Origin of the sequence: Pseudoalteromonas sp. JC28, from assembly GCF_013319255.1 — a bacterium.
GTDB lineage: Bacteria > Pseudomonadota > Gammaproteobacteria > Enterobacterales > Alteromonadaceae > Pseudoalteromonas.
Window position 1 is genome coordinate 203,919 of the sequence record NZ_QOKX01000004.1, and the last position, 19,628, is coordinate 223,546.

Below are 19,628 nucleotides of genomic sequence, written 5' to 3' on the forward strand. Positions count from 1 at the left end.
CGGCAGTGGAAATGAAAGGAGAAATTTGTGCAGTATAAAGATAGCAAACGAGACTATCTCTTTATGTTTTTAAAAGGGGCCGGAATGGGGGCTGCGGATGTTGTCCCTGGCGTTTCTGGCGGTACTATCGCTTTTATTACCGGTATCTATGCACGTTTTTTAAATGCCATCAAAAGTGTGAACTTACAGGCTTTGAGCACATTGCGTCGTGACGGCCTAAAAGCAACGTGGCAGTACATTGATGGTAGCTTTTTACTGGCGGTATTTTCTGGTTTGCTCATCAGTGCAGCGTCTTTGGCGAAGGTGATCACTTATTTATTGGAAGCACACCAAACACTGGTATGGTCATTTTTCTTTGGTCTTATCGTCGCTTCTTTTATTTATGTTGCAAAACAGGTCTCTCATTGGAACGGCCAAAATATTATCGCCTGCGCAGTTGGTGCTGTCGTGGCCTTTGCTATTACTTCCCTTTCACCAGCTGAAGCACAAGCATCTCATTGGATGTTTTTTATCTCAGGTGCTATTGCCATTTGCGCGATGATCTTACCTGGGATCTCAGGGAGCTTTATTCTACTGTTATTGGGTATGTATGGCCATGTACTCAGTGCGGTGAACCAGCTTGAATTTGGCTTAGTGAGTCTATTCTTACTAGGTTGTATTGTGGGGTTAATGTCGTTTTCGCGTCTACTCAGCTGGCTATTGGCGCACTATCAGCAAGTAACGTTTTCGCTACTAGCTGGCTTTTTACTTGGCTCGCTTAATTTATTGTGGCCTTGGAAACAAGTGCTTACGACTTACGTGAATTCCAGTGGTATAGAAAAGCCATTGAGTCAGGCCAATATTTTGCCAGCACAATACAGTACGCTGTATGGTCAAGACCCGAATACGTTGGCATGTATTGCGCTTGCCATTGCAGGCCTTGCGCTGATCTTAACCATTGAAAAGATAAGCGAAAAATATTAATAACATAGACATCTAGAACAATAGATACGTGTTGAGCTTACGTGTCTATTGTTCTAAACCACCCAGTCACAGAAAGTCGCGGCGCTTTTGTAAATGGCGCGACGTAAGTCACAGAATGAATTTTACTTACATCAAAAACCACCAGTGAATTGAACTTAGGTGCATAACTTTTAGTGGGTGTGCCATCACGTTCAAAAAACTGCAGTAGCCCGCCCCAGTCAGGGTGCCAACTTTTGCTTAGGCTAAGTACATAGGCATAAACCCGGCCCTCAGCTTCAACAATATCATTATGTCGCGTTAAATACTGACCACCAATAAATCGTGTTGCTTGGGCAGAGGTACGGATAATGTTCTGTCCAGATATCGCGGAAAAGCAGGACTGTACAGCGCTACTATTGAGGTTATTGTAGAGCTTTTTCAGCGCCTCAGGGCTCGTCGATTCTATGGAGTGGCGGCCATACATAAAACCAACGCCACGTGATGCATAGCTATGTATATCTTCGAGCAAGGCTTGCTGCTCTTGCGGTGTTAAGGCAAGAATATCACTGTCTTTGACTGATTTTGCTGCCCCGTTATGAAAAAGTGCGAGTTGGTAGTCTAGGTTACAGAGGCACTCATGTAGTTGTTGAGCGTTTGTATCGTCTAGAATATTTTCAATCCGTGCAAAGCCTTCGTTGCTCAATTTTTGCTGTAATTCAATTTGTTGTTGCTGCGAAAGTTGAAGCATAAATACCTACTGCTGATGTATGGGCCTGTTTGTAATATTGTAAACAGCCTGCCTTAGACTTCAGTCCAATGCTGATTATTTTTTATCTATGCTAAAGTGAGTTTGGCTGAAATGCCATCCCTCTGCACTCATCGATAGGCAAAAAAATGAAAATCAATGGACTACTGCTATTCTGTTGCGCATGGGTCATATCCGTGATCCCATCACCAGCCTTGGCGGCTCAAGGCACTTTAGATCTTACCAGCTCGACACTCGGCTTGGTTTGTATTGTTGTCTTCGTTTTAGCATACGCACTTGTAATGCTCGAAGAAAAACTCCATATGCGAAAATCAAAGCCAGTGCTCGTGGCGGCAGGCGTCATTTGGCTCATGATTGGGGCGTATTACGTCAATCAGGGGCAACCCGATGTTACCGAGCATGCATTTCGGCACAATTTGTTAGAATTTGCGGAGCTGATGTTGTTCTTGCTGGTTGCGATGACTTATATCAACGCACTAGAGGAACGCCGCCTTTTTGATGCGCTACGAGCGTGGATGATCCAAAAGGGTTTTAGCTATAAGAATCTCTTTTGGATTACTGGGTTTTTATCCTTTTTTATCTCTCCAATTGCAGATAACCTAACCACAGCCTTACTGATGTGTGCTGTGGTGATGAAGGTGGCTGAAGGTGACAAAGAGTTTATCAATTTAAGCTGTATCAATATTGTGATAGCAGCCAATGCAGGCGGTGCATTCAGCCCCTTTGGTGACATTACCACTTTGATGGTATGGCAAGCTGGTATGGTACATTTCAGCGAATTTTTAGCGCTATTTGTTCCTTCACTGGTCAATTACATCGTACCAGCACTCGTAATGAGTTATTTTGTGGCGGATAGAAAGCCCAGTGCAGTTTACGAAAGAGTAGAGCTTAAACGCGGCGCTTTGAGAATTTTAACTTTGTTCCTACTGACTGTCGCAACCGCTGTGCTTTCACACAGCTTGCTGCATTTACCACCGGTTCTTGGCATGATGATGGGCTTGGGCTACCTACAGTTTTTTGGTTACTTCCTAAGAATGACATTGCCTGGGTCATTAGCAAGAAAGCGAGCGATGGCCGAGAGAGAAGGGGATCAAGAGCGTCTCGAGAAGTTAGGAAGTGTTGTGCCATTCGATGTCTTTAGCAAAGTTTCACGCGCTGAGTGGGATACTTTATTATTCTTCTACGGCATCGTTATGTGTGTTGGTGGTCTTGGGTTTCTCGGTTATTTAAGTTTAATGTCAGAGATATTATACGGTGAATGGTCTGCAACCTATGCCAACGTATTCTTAGGCATTATTTCTGCGGTCATCGATAACATTCCAGTGATGTTTGCCGTGCTGTCGATGCAACCTGAAATGTCACATGGCCATTGGTTGTTGATCACGCTTACGGCTGGGGTAGGGGGAAGTTTACTTTCTATTGGCTCTGCGGCAGGTGTTGCGCTTATGGGGCAAGCTAGAGGCTATTATACTTTTATGGGGCACTTAAAGTGGGCACCTGTGATCTTGCTTGGTTATATCGCGAGCATTTTATGTCACCTGTGGCTTAACGAATCTGCTTTTAGCGTGTTTGGCTAGCGCTTACACAAGGTGTAGTGAGAGTGAATAATCAATATGTGCTTCACTCTCACTGCTTTTATTGCTCGGCGAGGTAATGCCGATAACGTTGTACCCATTCCTGTGATACTGGTTTATCCATATTCAGCACTTTCTCTACTTCAGTAATGACAATTGCACCATGTATTTTTCCTACCATAACGGGCGTCGCAACATCAGTGTTTGGTTTGATGCTACCATTAATCACTTCCACGGCCGCTACTCCTAATTCCGTGGCGAGCATTCTATCTTCAACAGATGGTGCCCCACCTCGTTGAATATGGCCTAACACGCAAAGTGCACAATTGATATCGTCATTGCTATTTAACTCTGTCTTAAGCGCTTGAGCGCCGCCTGGCCATAAATTTTCGGCCAGTATTATCAAAAAGCTACCGTGTTGATGTTGCTGCTCTATGGCATTTTTGAGATGAGTTAAGACCTGAGAGGTATTCTCTGCCGTGCAATTTTCAAATGAAATGATAGCCTCAGCACCTGTCGCAATACCTACATGGTAAGCAATATGCCCGTTATGACGACCCATCACCTCGGTGATAAAAACTCGCTCAAAGGCATTTGCGGTATCACGGATTTTATCTATTGCGGAGGTGGCAGTATTGATGGCTGTGGAAAAGCCAATAGTGTTGTCACACCCTGAAAGGTCGTTATCTATAGTACCGGGAATACCAATTAGCTGACCTTGCCAGTGAGCTGCCAGCGCCTGCATTCCCCTAAACGAGCCGTCACCACCAATCACAATAAGTACGTCAATATGGAGCTTTCTCAGGGCATTTGCTGCTTGCAGCACGCCTGAGGGTTCTAGCATCGCAGGGCAGCGGGCACTTTTTAGAATTGTGCCACCAAGTTGGGTGATATCGGTGACGGAAACCGCACTTAGCTCGGTGTACTCTTGATTAATTAGACCATTGTAACCATGAAAAAAGCCAAAGCACTGAAATCCAGACCTCAGGGCACTTAACGTGATAGCTCTAATCGCTGAGTTCATCCCCGGCGCATCACCGCCACTTGTCAATACTGCTATCCTTTTCGTCATGTCGTCATTCTAACATTGCTTGGTTATTCTTTTTGTATACTATCAGAGTGATTTGAAGACAAGTTGATCGACATTAAATATAGAGATTAAGTGCGAGGATATATATAGAAAGGTAAAACGGCATTTAGGTTTACCTAAATGCCGCTTTAATTAACGTTGCGTGACTTTGCTAGCAAGTTCTTCACGTTGTGCGGTCGGTAGGTTATCCACGACGATTTGATAAGAATCATCGATCATTTTCTTTATTTCGTCTTCTGGAATAGTGCCATCTAAGATGACTGTATTCCAAAGACGCTTATTCATGTGATAACCAGGCACAACAGACGAATACTTATCTCTAAGCAATAATGCTTCGTCAGGGTCGCATTTTACATTTAACCACCAAACAGGTTCACCATTTTCATTTACTTGCCCCTCTTTCCCCTCAGTCAGAGTTGCAAACATTTTATGTTGAACTTTGTACACATCTACGTCTTGCGCAAAAGGCTTAGTGATAAAGGTTGCAGGCTTGGCCTGCAAATATTCATGTACGCTTTTCTGATCCATAGCCCGTGTCCTTGAAGTAACAGTTAATACTACATGAGAGTAAGTTTAGCAGCTCTTGTGATAATACTGTAATCGTCTATCAGTAAAAACTATCAGAAAGTCTATACTATGGCGTTATAACGCAGACAATTATTGAATAACTGACCGTTTTATATCGGTTTAACTCACAGTTGACGATTAAAATAAGTACAGTGTGTAAAAGCACTAAAATTTCAGTCGTCTACAATATTAGAAAAGCTAACTTTTAATTTCCAGTTAAGGACAAAGTCTGCTCAACACAGTACGCTAAAAATACACTCATAACCTAAGTGGACTAAGCTAGGAAATCATTGGCATTTGACCGTAAAAAATTTCCCACTTGTCTCTATTTCCCAAATTAGGAAAGTTACGGCATAACACCCCTTGTGCAATGCTATACCTCTAAACAGTCCGCTATTAAATTAAATAATACAAAAATATGCAACAATAATTTCTTCATTGATTAAATATTGAACGTTGTGTAGACTCATCGCCCGCATTAGTAAATAGTATCGAAATGTGATGTTTCTTTCCCAATAAAGAATGTTTTAGTTTTCTTTTTGAATTAAAAAACCGAGGTGTATCAGTGGCTTTTGGAATTATTTCAGCTTTATGTGCGATGGCAATGTATCTTCAAACTCTGTGGACTGGAATGCCGAGAAAACGCTGGTTAAGTTTGGCTTTAGTGGCAGGTCCCGCGGCGCTGGTTCTTTTTCGAGTGCACTATCGCAGAGCGTGGATGCGTCGATGCGCAAATTTAGTTAGTTGGAAAGCATAAACGTAGTTAGGTCAAATGAAATAAGGCTATTGTACGAGCTGTAGGTTTGGTTTTTCACTCGGGGTGTGTTGCTTTAAAAATTGCTCAAATTCATTGCTTGAAAGCGGTTTTGAATAGTAATAGCCCTGAACTGTTTGGCAGTTTAACTGTTCTAAAATATTGAGTTGCTCTTCATTTTCAACACCTTCTGCGACAACATGAAGGTCTAAGTTGTGCGCGATAGTGACAATAGAGTCCACCATGTTTCTGCCGCGCTCGTTACCCATGTCATCGATAAATGCCTTATCGACCTTGAGTGTATTCAGTGGAAATTGCTTGAGATAAGCCAGTGATGAATAACCAGTACCAAAGTCATCCATGGCTAAGTGTATTCCTCTAGCACTGAGGGAGCGCATTATTGAAATTGCTTCTTTTGGATCGTCCATCACCGTTCCTTCTGTAATTTCTAACTCAAGAAAATAAGAAGGAAGTTGATTTTTTTGCAAGATAATGTCGATACGAGTGGTCAAATCCGGCAAGCTAAACTGTTTTGCTGATAAATTCACCGCAACTCTGCCATTAAACAATCCTTTATCAATCCAGCGCTTCACATCACGGCATGCTTTGTCTAAAACGACCTCTCCAATTTCGATGATCTGTCCAGTTTCTTCTGCGATGGGGATAAATACACCAGGACTTATCACCCCCTTTTTTGGGGTAATGAAACGTACTAACGCTTCCATACCAACCAGTTCGCCGGTTTTAATATTCATTTTTGGCTGATAGTAGACAACAAAGTGATCCTCTTTGAGGCCATAGCGCATTAAGTTTTCTATTTGCAGACGTTTAACCGCTTGCTCATTCATTGAATCATTAAAGAATAAATAATGGTTACCCTTTTGCTTGGCATGATACATAGCGGTATCTGCATTTTTCAGCAGGCTTTCAGGAGACTTACCATCTTCAGGGCATAGTACAATCCCAACAGAAGAGGTGATCACTAACTCGTGGTTAGCAATTTTAAAAGGCGTAGCAATCGCAGCTAGAAACTGTTTTGCAGTACGTGTAATAGTGTGAATATCATTGGTGCCTGAAATTACCAATGCAAACTCATCACCACCCAGCCGGTAAAAGGTATCTTGTTGGCGAGCAAGTTTATTTAGCCGCATTGCTAGTTTTGCTAGTAGCGTATCACCTAACTGGTGGCCCAGCGAATCGTTGATCTTTTTAAAGTTATCTAAGTCGAAGACAAGTAGGGCATGATGCGCCCCTTGTAACGATAGCTTTTGTAGATTGGTAAAGAACAGGTTGCGATTGGGGAGACCTGTCGTACGATCGCGATTTGATAAATTGTGGAGTTGTGATTCTGCTTTCTTACGTTCGGTTAAATCTGAGTAAACAACCACATAGTTGCTGATCTGGCCGTGATTATTTTTAATCTCGTCAATCGTAATTTCTATAGGCAAGAGTACGTCTGCTGCATTACGAAGTTTGAGTTCTTCTTGCCAATGCTCTGTTTGCTTTAGCTGAGCTTTTACTTGGGCGACAAACTTCTGATCATAACCCGGTAAGTTAAAGTGCTTATTCAGATAATGTTCCCGTTGACCACCAAATAGCTTCAAGTAGCTTGGATTTAGGTCGACTAAATTATAATGTTTGTCGTAAATTGCGATTGCGTCAGTAAGTGATTCAACACATTTTGCAAACAGATTTAACCTTTCTTCGGTACTCTTGAAGTGACTAATATCGCGAACCGTACCTGTCATTCTTAAGGGGTTGAGGTTGGCATCTTTCTCGATAATTTTGCCTCGGTCTAACACCCAATGATACTGACCTAGTTCATCTTTAATACGATAGCTTGCTTCAAAGAAAGGTGTCTTTTCTGCGAAATGCTGTTTCATCAGCTTTTCAACGATTAATAGGTCTTGCGGATGGATCCTATGCTGGTTGGGGATGATGCTGCCAGGCTTGGCAGAGTTCATGCCGTATTTGTCGTTGATCCGAACAATCTCACCTGATTGAATATTCCAGTCCCATAGTGTATCGCCACTGCCTTCAATCGTACTTTTAAATCGTTGTTCTGAGTGCTTAAGTTGAAGAGTGGACTTTTTGAGTTGGTGATTCGACCAAACTAAGTAAGGAATGCTGAGCAGAGCAATCACGCATGGTACAAGCCAGGCTAACTGGGCACCAGTTAATACACTTGCTTCACTGGCGTAAGTTATATGCGGAGTCAGTGATAAAAGTAGTGCATTGATTGTTATTGTTTTTATTTTTAGGCTCATATTATGCGTAATTCATAACTGCAATCTCTAATCTAAATCAAGCCATTGTAGTAGTCAAAAGGAAAACGTTGATTAAGGGTAAATTCAGGTTAATTGCGGTTTTTCACAACAGCGAAACAAAGTTTCAGATGAAATTCATTGCGCTAACGAATATGGTTGCGCATTTTTTGAGCTTCAGTTGAGACTTATATGGATGCGCTAGGTGAGGAAAGTCTTATTAGGTATCTGAAAACTTGATAAGCGCTCCTTGCTTACACTAAAGCATTAATTGCACTTTAAAATCAATCGTGGAGCATTTGGCTCTAGCATCTTATCTATATAGGCAAGGATGTCTTCTAGTTCCAAATCGGCCAAAGCCTGGATTAATCTTTGTTGCATATCAAACTGGTGAAAGTCATTGGTAATTGAAATCCACAAACGCTGCGCTCTTAGCCTCAGGTTTTTGTCTTGCTCCGAAATATGTAACAACAAGCTTTCTTTAGAGCGCTGCCAACTTTTCTCATCTAACTGATGTAATTGCTTTGCAAATTGTTTAAGAAATATAGCATGCCTTGTAAGTAGGTGCTTACTATCAAAGTTGGGGGATTGAATATAAAAAGCGATACCCGCACGTGTATTGAATGGTGCATATCCAGCGCCAACCAAATAACCAAGTTGTTCCTTCGTTCTTAACTGTTCAAAATAATCTTGATTTATGAGGTTATTAACCGCCATCATGGTGACTTTTTCTTCAACAGAATCGGTACGTGATTGAAAATATTCAATGAAGGCATAATCACTGCCTTCACGTTCGATATGTTGTTCCGTTAGTTGCGTCAACTCGTTTAAGGGACGTTTCAGATCTTCCAAGATTTCGCTGCTTGAAAACAGCCCGTGTACTGATGTTTTTAATTTTTCAGCATGTTTTAGTTGCCAATTACCATGCATAAAAGCTTTGACGTGAATGGCTGAAAAAAACTGCTTTCTGAATAATTGAAATTCGTTAAAGCTGGCACTTTTAAGTGCGCTGGCTAAATCTTCAGGACTTGGATTCCATGGCATCAAGTGAGCCCCAAGTCTGCTAAATAGTTCGCTCACTGGTTTATTCTTATTGTGATTTTTCCAGTGGCGGATAAGTTGCTTTTTATATTCTGCAAAGCGAGCTGCATGGATAGGTTGGTTCAGTAGCGCCTCGACTAGCTCTAAAACCAAGGTAATTTGATTACCTGTAAGTCCTGCAGTGTGCAGGGTTAAGCCTCCTTGATGAGAATTAATATGATAACTAAGGCCTGCCAATTCTGCGCTATAAAAACGCTCTGCAACAGCATCCATAAAGAGATCGGCAAACAGGCGAGATAGTGCCATATGTTTATGACAGGTGACGGACGGGGCGGAGTCTATTTCGAGATAAAAATGCCCCTTGGTAACTCTAAAAGTCAGATCTTGTTTAAACCAAAATTCAAATCCAGGCTGATCAGCAAGGCGGATCGGCGTATCTTGATCGCTCTCTACATCATGAAGTGGATTTTTCGCGCTAAGGTATGGATTAATCAATGGCAGTGACATTTGTGGCAAAGGCATATGCACATTATAAAGAGACTCAATCCAGTCTGTAGCTATCGGCGAGACACTATATGGCGTGTTGTACCACTTGGCCTTTTTATTTACCTCTACATTAGGGTGGATAAGCACAAGGCGCATATTGGTAGGGCACAAATGCATCAGTAGTTTTTCGTGTTGCTCTTGAGAAAAGCCATCCATGCGATAATCACCATAGAGAAAATCTTCTTCCTCATAGTGGTGCATATTAACGCTGATTGAATTTACCCAGTCTAACATGCGGCCAACTTCTTGGTTATCGAACGCGATATCCAGTAAAGTACTTTTGTCTTGGTAAAGGCGTGGTAGTGCGGCGGTATTTTGCTTAATTAATGCTATGTACTCGAACAGCATTTCCACTATGTCTTCATAGTATTCAATCCCTTCATCGGTAAGTGCAAAACTGATGTTAAAGTCTCTGAAATTACTACCCGTGATCCCACCACCAGCCGATAGTGCATTGATCCAACCTTGTGACTTGAGGATAGAGTACAGCGAGCCTTTACCTTCATACCCTAACAAATGGGCTAAAAAGCTCACACTCTTATGGCGGTATAAATCTGTAGGGTTGGGCATAGCAAAACTGACAATGAGTTTTTGCATATGCTTTCGGGGTTTGATTTTTAACTCCAATTGCAAGTCGCATTCACGATACATTGGAACTTGTATCGCTGGTTTTTCTTCTTTGGAGCCAATTATTTTCGCAAACGGTAAACTGTAGGATTCCAAGGCTGTCAACGGTTGTGGTCCGGCAACAACTAGTGTCATCCACTGAGCTTTATAATACTTATTAAAAAATGTGCGTAATTCACGGGCTATATTGCCATTACGATCCGCGAGAGTGTCTCGCGTACCAACAGAAAACTTGGCGAATGGGTGTTTAGGATTGATGGTTTCTTTATGAACTTGATAGATGCGACGGCCATCATCTTTGACTTTCATTTTAAACTCAGCGTCAATCGCCTCTCGTTCTTTTTCTGTGTCGCTATCACTCAATAAAGGAGATACAAAGAATTGGCTAAAACGCGCTAATGCTTCATCTAATCGTTCGGCGTCACAGTCAAAGTAATAGCTTGAATGCTCAGTACCTGTCCATGCGTTGCTTTGACCACCATATTGACTAATAAATTGCGAAAAACCACCTGAATCAGGGTGCTCAGTAGTACCAAGAAACAGCATATGCTCCAAAAAGTGCGCCATCCCTTGACGTGCTTCGGGGTCGTCAAAGTGGCCGACGTTAACTGTTAACGAAACGGCGCACTTGGCGGTTGAATCATCATTAATCAGCAAGACTCTAAGACCATTGTCCAGTGTTAGTAATTGGTACTGCCGACTATCATTATTACTCAGTTTCAATATGCTGCTGCCGATAAATTAGTTAAAAGATAACTGAAGGTAATTAGAATTTCATTTCATGTTAATCCTTCATTTGTTTTAATATAGCGAACAAACCAGTGAGATAGCTACCGGTTTAGAAGAAAATAATATCCAGCTGCATATATTGAGAAGTCAGCAAGCATAAGATCCTCTGTTGTGAGTGGTACAAAAGGGAAAGACCATTAGCGACAATAGTTTAAATGCGGATCTCATCACGCTTAAGTAAATATATGTAGGATGATATAAATAGAAGGTGCTGAACAGTATGAAGACTATCTTAATAATGCGTCATGGTGAGGCTGAACCTATGCAGGCTGATGATGCGAGTAGAAACTTAACCGAGCAGGGGCTAAAGCAAGCCAAGGATATGGGTCAGTGGTTGAAACAGTACTTTGAGATAGATGCTGCGCTTGTAAGCCCCTTCGTCAGAGCACAACAAACAGCGGAGCAAGTACTTGCACCTCAAACTCCCAAATTTATTGAAACCTGTTCAGACATAGTGCCGAGTGGTTCAGCACACACAGCTATCGATTATCTAGAAACGCTTATGTCTATGTATCCCGTATATCAAACTTGGATTTTGGTTGCACATATGCCGATTGTCAGCTATTTAGTCGATCGTTTGTGTCCTGATACGATGCCTATCTTCTCGACTGCTGCTGTAGCTATAATTGAATACAATGAACAGACTGGACGCGCCGAATTTACATCAATGCAGTTACCTTAAGCTTTTTATTCATAATTGGCATAGAAAGGCTAAAACTTCCCTTTAATCGGTCTAATGTCCTCTTTTTAATTTTGTTTGAACTTTATCATTACACCGGTGTCATATCATTGGCATTGCAATCATGGTTTCCGATATGGCCAATACGTTTGTTTGGGCGCAAATTTGTATTGTTTAGGTAACCGGCACAGTTTCGACCGCTGTGTTATGGTTCTGTTATCGGTAAAGGTGGTTTTTTTGAACTTATATACTATTAAGTTTAAAGGACAATTGTCCGCTTTTTTGTGTTTTTTGTTGCTAAATGTTGTAAACTGTCAGCTAACGTCGCTGAAAGTTGCAAAAAAATTGATTTTTTAGTTCGGTTTATAAAGCAAAGTAGAAATTACCTGCTATAATTACCGCCGTCTCGTTCAGCCTTACAAAGTTGTATCGCACTCTCGACTGTAAGGTCCGCGTTATTATATTCAAATCGCGAAAAATTGAACGTTCACGCCTAAGTGAAACGGCGCCCAAATTTTAAACCGTTGAACAAAGAGTGCACTAAAAGGTCGAAAACCAACATGAAAGCAATGAAAAGATCTACGTTAGCTACCCTTATTAATGCTACGTTGTTCTCTGCTGTGGCAGGTACTTCATTTTCTGCACTTGCTGAAGAAGAGCAAGCCAAAAAAAATCAACTAGAAGTTATTCAAATCACCGCACGTAAACGTGTTGAAAACGCACAAGAAGTACCTGTGTCTGTTTCAGCGCTCCAAGGTGATAACTTGAATGCTTACAGCTCAGCGGGTATGGACATTCGCTTTATGAATGCGAAGATCCCAAGTTTATCGGTAGAATCTTCGTTTGGTCGTACTTTCCCACGTTTTTACGTACGTGGATTAGGTAACACAGACTTCGATCTAAATGCTTCTCAACCTGTATCTTTGGTTGTTGATGAAGTGGTTCAAGAAAACCCTATTCTAAAAGGCTTCCCTGTATTCGATATTGCACGTATTGAAGTATTACGTGGTCCTCAGGGCACGCTATTTGGTCGCAATACGCCAGCAGGTCTTGTTAAATTTGACACAGTTAGACCAAGCCAAGAGTTTGATGGCTATGCTGCTGTTTCTTATGGTAGCCGCGGTGCGGTAGACTTTGAAGGCGCAGTAGGCGGCTCAGTAACTGACCGTGTATCAACGCGTATTTCTGCATTGTGGCAGGAACAAGAAGACTATATCGATGTAAAAGCGCCAGGCTTCGAAAAAGAAGATTCTCTAGGTGGTTACAGCGAGCAAGCCGTTCGTGTTCAATTCCTATATGAAGGCGATGATTTTAACGGCCTACTTAACTACCACTACCGTGATTTAGATGGTCGTCCAATTGCATTTCGCGCAAATTTAATTGAAGCTGGCACAAACAACATTAACCCATTGTATGACAACGATGTGGTATATCACGATGCAGCCTCTCGCTCAACGCAACAGGTTGAAACTCAAGGTTTGAGTCTAAAGCTTGAGTGGGATTTACCTGAGCATACTGTAACGTCAATTACTGCTTGGGAAAGTGCTGAAATCTATTCTCGTGCAGACGTTGACGGTGGTTACGGCCCAAATAATGCTGGCGTTTCAGGTCCTGGTTTGATTATTTTCACTTCTGAAACAGCTGATGTTATTCCTGAGCACAACCAGTATACGCAAGAACTTCGTTTATCAAGCAACTTTTCAGGCGACTATAACTATCAGGTAGGTCTCTTCTTATTTGAAGAAGATCTCATGATTGAAAGCTATAGCTTCGATACGAATGGCTATGATGCCGCGTATGCCCAGTATGGCGTGCAAAACGGTTACGCTTACCAAGATCAAGATACATCAGCATGGGCGGTATTCGGCTCTTTTGATTACACCGTATCTGATGACTTAAAAGTAACAGCTGGTTTGCGTTATTCTGACGATGAGAAAGAGTTTTACGCTAAACGTACTAAAAACCCAACACCTTGGAATGGCTCTCCTGATGTACTTGATGGTACCGCTAACCCAAGCGATAGCCATGTAAGCTGGGATTTAAGTGCCACTTACAAGCTAACTGATGACGTAAACTTGTTTGGTCGTCTTGCTAACGGCTTCCGTGCTCCAAGTGTTCAAGGCCGTATTTTGTTCGGTGATGAAGTAACTGTTGCTAAGTCAGAAACTACCAACTCGATTGAAGCTGGTATTAAGTCAGACGTACTTGATGGCCAAGGTCGTGTAAACGCGACGGTATTCTACTATCAGATGGACGACCAACAGCTAACGGCTGTAGGTGGCGGCTCAAACTTCAACCGCTTAGTGAATGCTGATAAAACAACAGGTTATGGTTTCGAACTTGATACAGAGTGGGTGTTAACGGATGAGCTAAATGCAACGTTTAACCTAAGCTACAACAAAACTGAGCTTGAAGATAAAAACCTTGCAGTTCAGGTTTGTGCTCAATGTACCGTCACAAACACAGTTAACGGTCAGGGCCTAGCAGTACTTGATGGTAACAGCCTACCTCACGCTCCTGAGTGGATTGCAAACGCAACACTTCGCTACACCAAAGAGTTAGAAGATGGCGAGTTCTTTGTATATGGTGATATGTCTTACCGTAGTGAAGTAGACTTCTTCTTATACAAATCAGTAGAATTTGAAGGCGAAGCGTTGTTTGAAACAGGTCTTCGTGCTGGTTATATGTGGTCTGAAGGCGATAACGAATATGAAGTATCTGCTTTTGTTCGTAATCTATTTGACGAGCAAGTGGTTATCGGTGGTGTAGATTTCAATAACAACACCGGTATGCTAAATGAAGCGCGCTTCATTGGTGCTGAATTCAAGGTGAAATTCTTCTAATTCACGCTACAGTGATTATAATAGAGTATCTAAAGCCCGCATTAAGCGGGCTTTTTAATGAAATTTTTATGTTAGGAGTGGATATGTCAGGTTTTTGGAATTATCGAGTGATATATTGTGAAGCAACAAAAGACGAAGCGGCTTTATATCAAATCCATGAAGTGGAATATAACTTAAATGGTAAGGTAACGAATTGGTCTGAAACGGGGGCTGCACCCTTTGGTCGTTCGATGGAAGAGTTGCAAGCGGACGCTGATAGACTGAAGTCAGCTTTCGATAAGCCAGTTCTAAAAGTGATTAGACAGCCACGAGGCTATACATTAGTTGAAGTTGATAGCGGTGAAGAAGCCACAGCTGAGCCACCAGCAGGGATCAATGGTTAATTAATACAACCAATTTAAGGAGTGTAAATGCGTTTTCAGGCAGTTTTATTTGATTTTGACGGTACATTAGTTGACTCAGAAGCACTCCATTACCAAAGTTGGATGAAGGTGTTAGCCCCGTATCAGATTACTTATACGGAGCATGACTTTTGTGATGAGTTTTCGGGTGTACCAACGCTTAAAGCCGCGCATATACTCAAAGAAAGACACCAACTTGCGCCTTCTGCCCGCGATTTATGTGATGAAAAAAATGTCGTCTTTGTCGCAACCGCTGCGGAAGTACTCCCTAGATTGATGCATTTTGCAAAGCAAGTCGTTGAATTAACCTCAATGCGTTGTCCAATCGCACTCGTGACAGGAAGTAGCAAAGCGGAAGCGCTTCCTGTTTTACAACACTATCGGTTATTAGAGTTATTTTCTGTCATTGTGTGCAAAGACGATGTCGAACAGCCGAAGCCTCATCCAGAACCTTATCGCAAGGCGCTCGCTGCGCTAAACATTGCGCCACACGAAGCGGTGGCAATAGAAGACACCTGCACAGGACTAACCTCCGCCAAGGAAGCTGGGTTAACTGCGGTTGTCGTACCAAATATACACTCTAATAAACAAGATTTAAGTCTTGCTGATCATTCATTTATCGATCTCGAAGCGGTTTTTGACTGGCTTTGCCCTGAAAGGTAATAGCAATTGGTATAAACAGGGACTGTTAGTCAAAGCTATTCGATTTTACAAACGTCGATTCTTATGCAATCTTTAAGCATGAAATTTGTTAATTTTTGATATCAGTGACTCTAAACGGCTCAAGAGTATGCCAATCGGTATTAGTACAGGGCACTGGTCTTAACTATCCACTGCAAAGGATTATGCTATGCGATATGTACCATTCTTGTTCTGTCTATTATTAGGTTTTTCCAATCTCCTTTATGGAAATGAAACCCACACAAAAATCCAGCTCGCTTCGGTATATCAAGGCGACGAAGATATTTCTAATTATCTTGTTAGTGAAAAATTCGATGGTGTTAGGGCCATTTGGGATGGCTCAAAACTGCGTACGCGTGGCGGTCACTTAATTAAGGCGCCAGACTGGTTTACGCAAGGGCTACCTGATACATGGTTAGACGGTGAGTTGTGGGCTGGGTACAATAACTTCGCTTTTGTGAGCGCGATAGCAAGACGCCATTCGCCTAATAATGAACACTGGCGTCAAGTGACTTATTATGTATTTGATGCGCCAAATTCTACAGAAATATTCTCTCAGCGTCATGAGCGTTACTTAAGCCTACTAAGCCATATTGAGTTATCACACATTAAACCCGTCAAGCAGCTATCATTTGGCTCCGTTGATGAGCTAAACGACTATTATCATGGTGTCTTAAAGCGAGGCGGTGAAGGGGTTATTTTGCATGCTAAAAATGCAAAGCACGAAGATGGAAGAACAACCAACGTATTAAAATACAAGCCGTACCTTGATGACGAAGCCATCGTGATTAAGCATTTACCCGGTAAGGGAAAGTACCAAGGGATGATGGGATCGCTATTGGTGAGAGATGAACAAGGTATGGAGTTTAAAGTTGGGTCGGGGTTTAGCGACGAAGAGCGCGCATCACCACCACCGATTGGTAGCCAAATTACCTATCGATATCAAGGATATACTAAGTTTGGTAAACCGCGTTTCGCGCGATTTTTAAGAGTAAGGCCAAAATTATAGAAAGCTACTACGACAGAGAAAGTTTGGGGATTTTTAGACGCTAGCGAGCACAAAGACTCGCTATCAAAAGTGCAATGGAGTTATTCTGCACGGCCCATGAACTTAGATTCAGCAGTGTTGATCTTAATTTTATCACCGCTTGAAATATGCTCAGGAACTTGAACAACAAGGCCTGTCGTTAATGTCGCAGGCTTTGTTCTCGCGCTAGCAGATGCTCCCTTGATTGAAGGAGAGGTATCTTCAATCACAAGCTCTACGCTGGAAGGCAAGTCGATAGAAACAGGCATGCCTTGAACTACGACGATAGATAAACCTTTAGTTGATTCATCGATAAATAGCAATTGCTCAGCAATAGACTCTTTATTTAGGTGGTATGGCGTGTAATCTTCATCATCCATAAACACATATTCATCACCATCTACATATGAAAGCATTGCAGGGCGGCGGTTAAGATCTGCAAGTGTCAGCATCTCTTCCGCTTTAAAAGTTTCATCTACTTTAGAGTTATCTACTACATCGTACATGCGCATACGGTATAGGCTACCACCAGCGCGACCTTGTGGTACTGAGCGCTCAATGTCACGAACAATCATTACGCGGCCGTTATACTCGATCGCGGCATGTTTTTTTATTTCACTTGCCTTTGGCATAGCTTAATTCCTAATACAAATAAAGTTGGCACAATATAATCATTTTTCGGCTTTTTGGCGAGTTTCAAAACTCATTCTAAGCTTTAAATACCGTATAAAGTCGTCATTTCTGAGTACTTGATCCCAAAGTGCTGGTCAAACCAACGGTTGATATAATCATGCTCGGGCTCAAGCTTGGCACAGCGTAGAATATTTTCACCTTTATTGGTGCCAAGTGCCTGTCCACAGTAATTTTGCTTCCAAGTCAGCGTAAGATCTTGAGAGAACTTTTTGAGTAATTCGTCAAAGGTCTTTTCTGTTATCTGTGAAAGATTAAGAAAGTCGGGAGACAGCGGGGTGATATCAAGTTGCTCAAAATCAGCCTGATGTGCACGTGTTTTATTATGCTTACTATCGCTTGCACTGCCTTTGATATAACGATAGGCTAAACTCGCCTCATAATTAACATTGATATCAAATTTCTCATCATAGATGGTCACCGGATAAGTAAATTCTCGTGTGACTTCGACAGTGTGTGTGTTATCTGAATTATTTGGGTCTGGTCGTTCAACTTCCTGCTGATAATGCTTACGCTGAATATATTGGTTGCTATTGCGGTAATAGTCCGCATCAACGTATAGTTCTAATGAAAGCTGTTTACTGCCTTCGCTATCAAACCAGAGGCTATTATTAAATGCCGTATTTAGGCTTGAGATAAATGCACTGTATTGTCCTCTGATTGAGTTGCCAAAGCGCAAGCCAATATCAACACGATCTCTTATGTTCATTGCAAAATAACGACTTTTATCTTGGTTATCTACACGTAAACGTTTTGGAGTTTGCCACGCTAAACAGTATTTTTCCGTAAAACTTTTTAAATAGAAGCGCTGTCCGCTGACTTGTCCTGCAATTTCATCACACTTTTTCTGCGCTTGCGTTCTTAGCGTGTCATAGTGGGTGCTCATGGCGCTTGCTAATTGCGCATTGCTGATCAGATGGCGATAATTATGTTCAAACAGCTTAAACTTGTCGGGATAGGGCGTGTTTGATAGCGAGCGGGCTTCGTCGAGTAGCCATTGCCTCACGTAATCCAGCTCTTCTCTTTGAGTATTTGCCATTGCGCCATTCGGTTTCATTTGCCATTGAGCTTGGTTTTTTACGATTTCTTCTAGCCTAGTTGCAGCTGCGGTGTAGTTATTTGCCAAACGCAGCATACGGACATCGATAAGACCTTTATCTATAAGCTTATCTCGCGCCAGTGTTAAACCTTGTTTCGCTTCAAGATCCTCAGGGTCTTCCGCGAGTGCTTGTGAATAGTATTCAGCAGCTTGGCGGTACATTCCTGCTTCGTAAAGTTTATTACCTTTATAAACCAGCGATTTACAGCCGCTAATAGCAGCCAATATTGCAATGATGATGGCGGTTTTCTTGATCATAATATCATTCCATTCGCGCAAAAAGTTCCATAAGCACAGTTATTGATTTTAGTATCCATTCGCTTCAATTACAGGCGCACCCGTTCCAAAGCTTTTAACTGGCTTATAATACAGGGTTCTGGCGAAATCTACATCACTGAATTGTTAAGATTTTGTTTTGGGAGGTATTGAATCATTATGCTCAACGTAGCCTAAAAGTTCAGCTGCTTAAGTAAGAACCGAGCTCACAAACTACAGCATTTTCCCTTCATCACACCCGAAAAACATAACAGCTCGGCGGGTGAACCACCTCCCACAAAGCTGTCTGCAATGCTAATTAGGAGGCTATGCTGATAGTTTTTGTAACCCTTGCAAACAGCTTCACCGTAAAAATCGTAGACGATCTCACAAGCAACTTATTCCCCCCCTCCATCACACCCGAAAAGCATAAGCCGATATGCAATGTGCCGACAGGATGTCGGCCAAGTCTTGTCTGGTATAGGGACGAGCCTTACAAGGCGGTTGCACTATATCGGCTTAGGGTTTGAGGGTTGAGTGTGATGCTGGGGCGACGTTTTCTTGGTTCGTTCTTTTTGGTCGTTTCAAAAGAATGAACGAGGAGCGCATGGATGCGCTTTGATATTAAACATGGAGGTTTATGTTGCTAACGGCTGGTAGCTCGAAATTTACCGTAAAGTCAGCCCGTCCTCCTGACAGGTTTCGACGCCCATCCATGGGCTACGACTATCTTTTCTTTGCTTGCCCAAAGAAAAGGTAGCAAAAGAAAGGGCACTCCCAACATCACTCTGACTCCTCAAGTAAATTGCCAATATGAACGTCACCGCTGTGTAAGGGACATCCCTGTCCCTGTCACAGCTTTTCACGCATCCATGCGTTGAAATGACTCATTGGCAATTTACTTTCGGGTGTGATGAGGGAGACACAAGGCGCTGATAAATTCTTGTGGTGCTTGTAAGCGACTTAGCTGCTTCAGGAGATAAAACCAGAACT

General features: G+C 42.1%; 14 protein-coding genes. 7 read left to right on the top strand and 7 right to left on the bottom strand.

Translation table 11 applies throughout. The annotated features are described in order from the left end of the window. Positions 1-27: 27 nt before the first annotated feature. Positions 28-963: a DUF368 domain-containing protein gene (locus DS891_RS10750; RefSeq protein ID WP_010606014.1), complete on the top strand. Its 936-nt coding sequence runs from the start codon at positions 28-30 to the stop codon at positions 961-963. Between the two features lie 37 nt (positions 964-1,000). Here the strand turns inward: DS891_RS10750 and DS891_RS10755 are convergent, their stop codons facing one another. After that, complete coding sequence (locus tag DS891_RS10755) at positions 1,001-1,690, bottom strand: 2OG-Fe(II) oxygenase family protein (protein ID WP_174169788.1); 690 nt, start codon at positions 1,688-1,690, stop codon at positions 1,001-1,003. 146 nt (positions 1,691-1,836) lie between these two features. Between DS891_RS10755 and nhaD the strand changes: the two genes are divergently transcribed. Beyond that, the gene (gene nhaD / locus DS891_RS10760) at positions 1,837-3,285 is read left to right on the top strand and encodes a sodium:proton antiporter NhaD (RefSeq protein ID WP_029215836.1); all 1,449 of its coding nucleotides are present in this window, start codon (positions 1,837-1,839) and stop codon (positions 3,283-3,285) included. A gap of 58 nt (positions 3,286-3,343) precedes the next feature. Here nhaD and DS891_RS10765 read toward each other — a convergent pair whose 3' ends face one another. From DS891_RS10765 to DS891_RS10780, 4 genes are all read right to left on the bottom strand, one after another. Beyond that, complete coding sequence (locus DS891_RS10765; RefSeq protein WP_174169789.1) at positions 3,344-4,354, bottom strand: ATP-dependent 6-phosphofructokinase; 1,011 nt, start codon at positions 4,352-4,354, stop codon at positions 3,344-3,346. A gap of 150 nt (positions 4,355-4,504) precedes the next feature. Beyond that, complete coding sequence (locus DS891_RS10770) at positions 4,505-4,900, bottom strand: MmcQ/YjbR family DNA-binding protein (protein ID WP_010606018.1); 396 nt, start codon at positions 4,898-4,900, stop codon at positions 4,505-4,507. Positions 4,901-5,722: 822 nt separating this feature from the next. Beyond that, complete coding sequence (locus DS891_RS10775; RefSeq protein WP_174169790.1) at positions 5,723-7,960, bottom strand: bifunctional diguanylate cyclase/phosphodiesterase; 2,238 nt, start codon at positions 7,958-7,960, stop codon at positions 5,723-5,725. A gap of 264 nt (positions 7,961-8,224) precedes the next feature. Then, on the bottom strand, positions 8,225-10,894 hold the full coding sequence (locus tag DS891_RS10780; protein ID WP_174169791.1) for an insulinase family protein: 2,670 nt from the start codon (positions 10,892-10,894) through the stop codon (positions 8,225-8,227). A 286-nt stretch (positions 10,895-11,180) separates the two neighbouring features. On the opposite strand from DS891_RS10780, the gene sixA reads away from it, so the two are divergent. The 5 genes from sixA to DS891_RS10805 all read left to right on the top strand — a co-directional run bounded on the left by sixA (position 11,181) and on the right by DS891_RS10805 (position 16,573). Continuing rightward, entirely contained in the window at positions 11,181-11,642 is a 462-nt protein-coding gene (gene sixA / locus DS891_RS10785; RefSeq protein ID WP_010606021.1) for a phosphohistidine phosphatase SixA, read from the top strand. A gap of 557 nt (positions 11,643-12,199) precedes the next feature. Continuing rightward, entirely contained in the window at positions 12,200-14,482 is a 2,283-nt protein-coding gene (locus DS891_RS10790; RefSeq protein WP_174169792.1) for a TonB-dependent receptor, read from the top strand. A gap of 83 nt (positions 14,483-14,565) precedes the next feature. Next, the gene (locus DS891_RS10795; protein ID WP_010606023.1) at positions 14,566-14,865 is read left to right on the top strand and encodes a hypothetical protein; all 300 of its coding nucleotides are present in this window, start codon (positions 14,566-14,568) and stop codon (positions 14,863-14,865) included. Between the two features lie 27 nt (positions 14,866-14,892). Beyond that, a complete protein-coding gene (locus DS891_RS10800) occupies positions 14,893-15,546 on the top strand; it encodes an HAD family phosphatase (protein ID WP_010606024.1) in 654 nt (217 codons plus the stop codon). 187 nt (positions 15,547-15,733) lie between these two features. Beyond that, positions 15,734-16,573, top strand: coding sequence for a DNA ligase (locus tag DS891_RS10805; RefSeq protein WP_174169793.1), 840 nt, complete (start codon positions 15,734-15,736; stop codon positions 16,571-16,573). A gap of 80 nt (positions 16,574-16,653) precedes the next feature. Here the strand turns inward: DS891_RS10805 and yeiP are convergent, their stop codons facing one another. Both yeiP and DS891_RS10815 read right to left on the bottom strand, forming a co-directional pair. Continuing rightward, positions 16,654-17,223: an elongation factor P-like protein YeiP gene (gene yeiP, locus DS891_RS10810; protein ID WP_010606026.1), complete on the bottom strand. Its 570-nt coding sequence runs from the start codon at positions 17,221-17,223 to the stop codon at positions 16,654-16,656. A gap of 83 nt (positions 17,224-17,306) precedes the next feature. Then, positions 17,307-18,638 (bottom strand): tetratricopeptide repeat protein, encoded by a 1,332-nt coding sequence (locus tag DS891_RS10815; RefSeq protein WP_174169794.1) that lies wholly within the window; start codon positions 18,636-18,638, stop codon positions 17,307-17,309. Positions 18,639-19,628 lie beyond the last annotated feature (990 nt).